General features: G+C 40.5%; 7 protein-coding genes and 1 tRNA gene. All 8 read right to left on the bottom strand.

Translation table 11 applies throughout. The features are described 5' to 3' along the window. Positions 1–128: 128 nt before the first annotated feature. The 8 genes from QMD71_09685 to QMD71_09650 all read right to left on the bottom strand — a co-directional run bounded on the left by QMD71_09685 (position 129) and on the right by QMD71_09650 (position 8,071). Positions 129–428, bottom strand: a complete 300-nt coding sequence (locus QMD71_09685; GenBank protein MDI6841094.1) for a hypothetical protein — start codon at positions 426–428, stop codon at positions 129–131. A gap of 75 nt (positions 429–503) precedes the next feature. After that, on the bottom strand, positions 504–1,019 hold the full coding sequence (locus QMD71_09680) for a FlgD immunoglobulin-like domain containing protein (protein ID MDI6841093.1): 516 nt from the start codon (positions 1,017–1,019) through the stop codon (positions 504–506). Then, positions 1,007–1,756: a hypothetical protein gene (locus QMD71_09675; protein MDI6841092.1), complete on the bottom strand. Its 750-nt coding sequence runs from the start codon at positions 1,754–1,756 to the stop codon at positions 1,007–1,009. Before QMD71_09675 ends, QMD71_09680 begins: the two co-directional genes overlap by 13 nt. 70 nt (positions 1,757–1,826) lie before the next feature. Then, complete coding sequence (locus QMD71_09670; GenBank protein MDI6841091.1) at positions 1,827–2,681, bottom strand: hypothetical protein; 855 nt, start codon at positions 2,679–2,681, stop codon at positions 1,827–1,829. 82 nt (positions 2,682–2,763) lie between these two features. After that, entirely contained in the window at positions 2,764–4,170 is a 1,407-nt protein-coding gene (purF, locus tag QMD71_09665; protein ID MDI6841090.1) for an amidophosphoribosyltransferase, read from the bottom strand. Between the two features lie 279 nt (positions 4,171–4,449). Beyond that, a complete protein-coding gene (locus QMD71_09660) occupies positions 4,450–5,562 on the bottom strand; it encodes a hypothetical protein (protein ID MDI6841089.1) in 1,113 nt (370 codons plus the stop codon). Positions 5,563–5,838: 276 nt separating this feature from the next. Continuing rightward, positions 5,839–5,931 (bottom strand) — tRNA-Ser (locus QMD71_09655). A 49-nt stretch (positions 5,932–5,980) separates the two neighbouring features. Continuing rightward, a complete protein-coding gene (locus QMD71_09650; GenBank protein MDI6841088.1) occupies positions 5,981–8,071 on the bottom strand; it encodes a kelch repeat-containing protein in 2,091 nt (696 codons plus the stop codon). Positions 8,072–8,131: the final 60 nt, after the last annotated feature.

Here is an 8,131-nt window from a genome sequence, read left to right as displayed (position 1 = left end):
CATTTTTGCATTTTGATTTTTGATATTTGATTTTACTAATGGTGTTCATAGGCACCCCAAAAGCCCATCCCATCACTCCCCATCACACAATCATAGACATCACCTCCAATATAATTCAAAGTTTAAAATTAAAAGTGCAATCTGTATCCTGTGTCCTGTATTCTGATTTCTGTAGTTCTGGTGAATGGATTAGGATATACTTCCATTTTGGATTTGGAATTTAGGGGTTGTAACTTGTTTTCCTTCACCCCATACACATAACCAAGAAAATCTGTCTTTATGAGCCATATATCAAAGCCACCAGCTCCATAAGAAGATGTTCCACCAACAACTATATAACCACCATCTGCTGTCTGCCGAACTGAGCGACCGTTCTCTGAGCCACTTCCACCATATGTCTTAGTCCATGCGATAGAATATCCATCCACTATAAATAATAAGAGATAGCAATAACATAAGAGCCACTATAGATTTATACATAATTTTAAGTATATCGTAACTATTTATCTAATTAAAATCAATTTCTTACTCACTATAAAAAAATTCTCTACCCGAAGTTTACAGAAGTAAATACCGGATGGAATGTTTTTATCATCAGAATCTCTACCATCCCAACTCACCCTATACTGACCCGGTTTTAATACTCCATGCACAAGCTCTTTTACAAGTCTACCAGATAAATCATAAACTTCGATAACCACCTCGCATAATTTTGTAACCAAATAGGAGATGATAGTCTTATCTCTGAATGGATTAGGTAGGTTTTGGTCCAGCGTATAATTAACACTAATAGTCCGAGAAGCGAGTTCTGTACCCACATAGGGGTCGGTATTGGTAAATTCGTATACACCACTGTCTCTAACGCTTGTAGCATAGATACGGGAGGTATCATCGTTTCTTCCTATACCAACAGTTAAACTAGCTGATGCACCCGTTACAGCATCTACTACACTATCAACCCATGAACTACCATCCCAAGATTGCTCACGGATATCACCATATTGTGCTACACTATACACACGAATACGGCCATCACTCCTTGTCCTACCAAGACATAAACCAAACCGATTAAGCGATGGCGCATCCGGGGATATATCAACTTCTTCCCACCCATTCTGAGAAGAGGTGAAAATGATAAATTGCCAATAATTGATTCATCGTAGGAGGAGCTATTCCATGTGTATTCTCTAATAGATGAACTGGCTGCACCCGGACAATAAATTCTATTTGTATCATCGCTCCTTCCAGCTCCAATACCAAAATGCCAGTTTATAGACTCACCAATATTAAGCGCATCCCATGAACTACCATTCCAAGTGCATTCTTTTAGACCACCAGACCCTGCATAGACACGCATTATATCATCGTCTCTACCATCACATACCCATACTTCTCTAGAGAATGCGGAAACGCCGAGTTCCATTCTATTCCATCCTCCCGGTGTATATGTAAATTCATATGCTGTGCTTTGAGAACCTCCATAAACTCGGTTTATACCATCACCTCTACCATTGCCTACAGTAACATCAAGCATACGCTCAGAATCGGAATGCCCAACCTCTACCCAAGACCAGCCTCCATAGTATGTCCCTTCGTATATGTAGCCATCATAGGTAGATACATAAACGCGGTCTATACCATCGTTTCTGCCATCCCCTACTGCTACTTGGTAAAGAAAAGTAGGGAGTGTCCCTATTTTTATTGTGTTCCAATCACCCCATACATAGCTAAAGATTACAACCACTACCAGTATCAAAATTGATTTCCGAAACACGACACTCATTATTCAAAACTCCATTAGCTTACTCTACTGATACCCTTTTTGGTTATTTTAGACATTGAGTTTCAGTAAGCCCTGGCACTTTTGTCCAATAAGTATTCTTAACTAACTCGACTACTTCCTTACGAAGCGGTTTGTCATAAATATGAAGAGAAATACCTGGTAACTGGGCTTGAAACCATGTATCAAATGGATGTTTTTCTATGGCAAAGCCGTCAACTTTATACTCATCTCTACTACGTCCTATAAGCCTAATAACCCGATAGCTTAGCCTGTCATCAATTATTTCAGGATAAATTTTACCTATAGGAAGTGAATCAAGTATAGACTCAACCCCACTTAACTCTACAGGGATAGCGACATCGTATGGGAGTAAAGTTTTACCCCCTCCTTTCGTATATTTCCACGAGTGATAAAATGCAGTATCCCTAAAACTTGTATCTGATAGCCATTTTTCTAAAATATTCTTAGCAATATTGTATCTATCGCCTTGGAACTCATCAGAATAATAGAACTTACCGTAAAGTAACTGGTTAACAAGTATTGGTTTAAGGTATAGTCTAAGATAAGAGCGCTTATCTTTACCAAATACAAGCTTAACAGCATAAAGTAGTTGAGGTGCTTTCGTTTCACGGTTAACTCTTGTAGACTCAGCTTGTAGCATAGAATCAGATATCTCTATACCCTGTTTAATAGCTATATCTTCGTATATTGCATTCTGGATAAGTTTAAACAGTGCCTTATCATTGGATGGCAGTTTACCACAATATACTGATTCTACTTGTGCTTCATACAAGAGGTCGTTCTTAGTAATCTTGATATTACCAACTTTGGCTATATTCTTTTGACAACCAAACCCAATCACGCAAACAATAAATGGAAATGATTTAAATTTTTTCATATTCTAAATTATCAACCCTAAAGGGTTGAGTTACAAAATTTGTAACTTAAAGCTTGAGAGCACTCCTTTGTAACTCAAAGTTTTAGCTTTGAGAGCGCTCTTTTTCAATCCTTCTTATCTCTCGCTCAGGTATTTTAGTTGGATACTTGCCACTAAAGCAAGCCGTACAATACGAGGTCTTATTACTTGAGGTCTCACCTCCTACTGCTTTCAGCATGCCTTTAAATGACTGGTATACGAGTTCATCCGCCCCTATTTCAGCTCTTATCTCAGTTATACTCTTCTTTCTTGCTATAAACTCTTGTCTTGTCTGCATATCTATACCATAGAAGCAGGGATACTTAAGAGGTGGACAGGAAGATGCAAAATACACTGCCTTCGGTTTAGCTTTGCGGACGAGTGTCACTATAGCCTTTGAGGTCGTCCCCCTCACAATAGAGTCGTCTACAAGTAATACACGCTTACCTTCTATTTCATATCTTATTGGGTTAAGTTTATACCTGACATATTCCATACGCCTGGTATCTCTTGGCATTATAAATGTTCTTGCAATATACCTATTCTTTATAAGACCTTCCCTGTGTGGTACCCCAATAGAATGTGCCAGTGCCTGTGCCGTTGTCCTCGCTGTATCAGGGACAGGAATGACGACATCTGGCTTTAGACCTAACTGCATCACCTCTTTACCTAACTCTTTACCAAGATTAAATCTTGCTTCATATACAGGAATGCTGTCAAGTATAGAATCAGGGCGTGCAAAATAAATGTATTCAAATATACAATGCCGAGGGAACGCCTTCTTAATCTGTTTTGAACTCACCTTCCCTTTTAAACTAACAAATATTGCTTCACCAGGAGCTACATCTCTACTTATCTCATAGCCAAGTGTATCAAGGGCTACTGACTCAGATGCAAAACAAAAACTTTTATCCCGTCTCCCAAATTTAAGTGGCTTCACTCCGTGTGGGTCTCTAAATGCAAGTAAGCCATGGTTAGCAATGAAAGCAACACAAGAGTAGCTACCATTAACTTTATCCATTACACCACAAACTGCATCAAATATAGACTTCTCTTCAAGTTCTAAAGCTAATAGATTAAGGATGACTTCTGCATCACAACTCGTATTTATATGACGCTGGTGATGGATAAGCCAACTTTTGAGCTCACTGTAGTTTATTACATTACCATTATGTGCTATTGCTATACCATAAGGCGTATTTGTATAAAATGGCTGCGCATCTTCCGGGTCACCTGCCCCAATTGTTGGATACCTGACATGACCAATCCCTACATTACCAATAAGTCTATTAATATCTGCTTCAGTAAACAGAGATTGAACTGTACCTTTACCTTTCTTCAAATGGAAGCGGTCTCCTGAGTAAGTTACAATTCCAGCCGCATCCTGCCCCCTATGTTGCATAGAAATGAGACCGACCCATAAATCTGGTGCCACAATAGAATCACCAAGTATACCTATAACACCACACATATTAAGTGAAATTAAATGTTAAAAATGCAAAAATTATGTCACAGATTACACAGATTTTTAACCACGAATATACACGAATACACACTAAATTCATATATTTGTGTTCATTTGTGGTTTCATCATTTATCGGTGAAATCTGTGGCTCATATTTGCTTTTTGATATTTGATATTACTATACAGCTTCACCTAAGTAAAAGCAGTTGCTTGGTTAAACTATCATTTCCTACTTTTAACTTACAAAAATATATGCCACTCGGTAGTCTGTTCCCTCTATCATCACTACCATCCCATACTTGAGTTATTGAGCTTGGGTAGTTTTGGGTCTCCTGACCCAAAAGACTTAACTAATCTACCAGCTAAATCGTGAATCGTTAGTCGTGAATCGTTAATCGTATAATCGTTCCGTTTTCCGTTTTCCGAAGGATCTCCTACAAGCCGTATGGCCTGTGGAAACGAATAACGAATAACGGTCTTTTGGCTGAACAGGTTAGGTAAAACTTCTAACTTTTTATCTTGTAAATGGGTTGTTTTCTCTTTTATTCCAGCTACTCTATATGTAAACTCGTAAATATGACCATCCTCACAACTACCATAAACACGTAGCGTATCATCATTCCTACCCTTACCAACAGTTACACAACGCATCGCATCGTCATATGTGCACTGTCCACCAAATCCTATATCCTCTACTACCCAACTCACTTTGTATAAAAACTCGTAGATATGTGAATCCCAATTACTTCCATAAACATACATTACGCCATCATTGTGGGCAGTCCCTACTGCTACCCCATACATCCGAGGGGAACCAATCTGTCCACTCACCGGCTGAGGCTCACCCCAATAGCCACCAGAATATGTGAGTTCTACTATATTTGGTCGCACCTCAGATGACGCATAGATACGCAAACTGTCATCATTATGGCCATATCCAAGTGTAAGATGGCTTACTACTGCATGAGTCTCATCTGCAAGCGGAAGAAGGTACCAAACCCCTCCTTGATACCAGGCCTCCGCAATTGATACACCCATGAAAGCGACACCTCCAATATAGAGACGCATTACTCCGTCGTTGCGTCCCGGTGCTATTGTTATACTGCGTATGCCTATAAAGGTGGATCCTAAATTTACGCTATGCCAAGTTCCGTCAGAATAAGTAAACTCATAGATAGAATTATCCATGCACGCCCCATATAATCGTAAAGTGTCATCATTCCTACCAGTTCCAATCACTATACAATTCATATTTGACTGCCCTGCGCCACCGCCAACATCTACTTTTATCCAACTCCCTTCAGAGTATGTAAATTCGTACACATGACCATTCCAGCATCCAGCATAGACACGCAAAGTGCCATCGTCTCCACCCTCACCTACTGTAACACACATCATCCGCTGATTAGCTCCCCCGATATCTTCTCTTACCCAGTCGGCTATTATAAGATCGGTGCTTAGAGTTAATATTCCTAAAAAGATAATGAGTCTTTTCCACAGGATTCTACAAACTGAGCATCTGTTTATTTTATTAAACTTTTCTCCTTTTTTGTCTATATAAGCTGTTCATAGGCACACCCTTAAAGCCCATATCGTCACTTAAAATATACACAAAATGCTTGTTTTTCATCCTTTTAATTTTGCTGGCAAGTCAGCTATAGTCTTGACGAAGGCTGGCGGAGAGGGTGGGATTTGAACCCACGTCCCGCCTTCCGACGAGAACACGCTCTCCAGGCGTGCCCCTTAAGCCTACTCGGGCACCTCTCCATATCATTGAGATAGATTGAAAATCTCTGTCTACATCAATGAATCATTTTTACCTAAGTAAAATCAGTTGTTTTGTTATACTATCATCACCTACTTGTAACCTACAGAAGTAGATACCTGAATTCACATATGTACCAGCTGCAGAGGTTGTATTCCATAATGTCCGATATGAACCAGCTTGTAATGAACCAGCAAATAATGTATAAACGAGCCTACCACCTGCATCGTATACCTTTAGACTTACTTTATTTGCCGTCCTTATACAATACATTATGTTAAACTCACTCGTCCCTATGGTTGGTGTCACAATAAGCTCAGAAGTAGATGTAAGAGAGCTTACTTCTTCTACCCCTTCACCAGGTGTATACTCCTCATTAACAGCAAAATACTGAGTAGCCCCACCTCCAATTGCGTATATTTTATCACCTACTACAGCTACTCCTAATTCCTCACGTCCAGTTAGCATTTCTGCCCTTGTTGCCCATGTGTTAGTTATAGGGTCGTACTCCTCGTTAGTCTTTAGATAGCCGCCTGTCCCAAATCCTCCTATAACATATATCTTGCCACCAAGAACAGCTGCACCCGGCCCAGCACGTGCAGTCAGCATAGCTGCCTTAGGTGTCCATGTGTTAGTTACAGGGTCATACTCCTCGTTAGTATTAAGAAAGCCACCAATACCCCGCCCCCCTATAACATAAATCTTGCCATCAAGAGCAACTACACCCGGGCCACTACGTGCAGTTAGCATAGCTGCCTTTGTAGTCCACGGAGTCCAGCCTGTTGTATCAGCAGCCGGTCGATACTCTTCATTGATACCGTAGAGATAAAGCCCATAAAAACCATCTCCACCTATGAGGTAGATTTTTGAGTTTAGTGAAACTGCTGCCATCGATTCTCTCGCAGTTAACATAGGTGTCTTTGTAGCCCATGTATCAGTTACTGGGTCATACTCTTCGTTAGTATCAATTGGCCAAGTACTATAATGGCCACCAATTGCATATATCTTACCATCTACAACAGCCGCCGTTAGGTCACATCTAACAGTTGGCATAGCTGCCTTTGACTGCCAAGAGTCATTCTCTGTATCGTACGCTTCGTTAACATTTAACTGGAAGTTGTTTTCTCTCAGTCCTCCCATAACATATATCTTTTTACCAACTGTAGCCGCACCCGCCCTACTCCTCGCAGTCGGCATTGCTACCCTTGTAGTCCATGCATTAGTTGCAGGGTTATACTCTTGGTTAGTGTTTAGGTAGCTACCATTATAGCCACCAATTGCATATATTTTCCCATCTACTGTATCTGCTACCAAGTATGCACGTGCAATTGGGAGCGCTGCCTTCGGTGTCCATGAGTCAGTTACAGGATCATATTCCTGGTTGTTGTTTAGATAAGCGCCATTATAGCCACCTATTGCATATAACTTAGAATTTACCACACCTGCCACTAAATATGCACGTGGAGTCATCATCGGTGTCTTTGATGCCCATGTGTTAGTTACGGGGTCATATTCTTCGTTAGTAGGCAAGTATTTACCATTATAGCCACCAATTGCATATACCTTAGAGTTAACTACAGCAGCTGCCAGCCCAGTGCGTTCTGTTGGCATAGGTGCCTTTGTACCCCATGGCTCTACTGATGGGTCATATTCTTCGTTAATATTTAGAGGTTGTGCTTGAGGAGTTGACCCCCCAATAACATATATCTTTGAACCCACTGTAGCTGCGCCCATACTATACCGCGCAGTTGGCATAGCTGTCTTAGCACCCCATGAGTTGGTTTCAGGATCGTACTCCTCATTGGCAATAGCTCCAGGATATGCTGAAACCCCACCTATAGCATATATCTTATCATTTAATACAGCAGCTGCTAATTCGTGCCGGCGAGTCGGCATACTATCCTTTGTAACCCATGTGTTAGTTGATGGGTCGTATTCCTCATTTACAGGTAGTCCATGATAGTCAGTCCCATTGTAGCCACCAATAGCATATATCTTACCCTGCACTGCAACCACTGCTAACCCTTTACGGGCAGTTGGCATAGGTGCTTTTGTAGTCCAACTATCAGCAAACAAAAGAGTTAATAAGCCGAACCAACTCATCACGCTAAATGGCAGAATAGCAAATAAACTCTTTTTCATCTCCCCCTTTTACAAATCAAATATCATTACCATTTTTGCATTTTGATTTTTGATATTTGA

It is taken from the genome of bacterium (assembly GCA_030018315.1).
In the GTDB taxonomy this organism is placed as follows: domain Bacteria; phylum Hydrothermota; class UBA3073; order JACQXS01; family JAGMCI01; genus JASEGA01.
The sequence above is the reverse complement of the archived record's forward strand: the minus strand, read 5'-3'. Positions and strand labels throughout refer to the sequence as shown.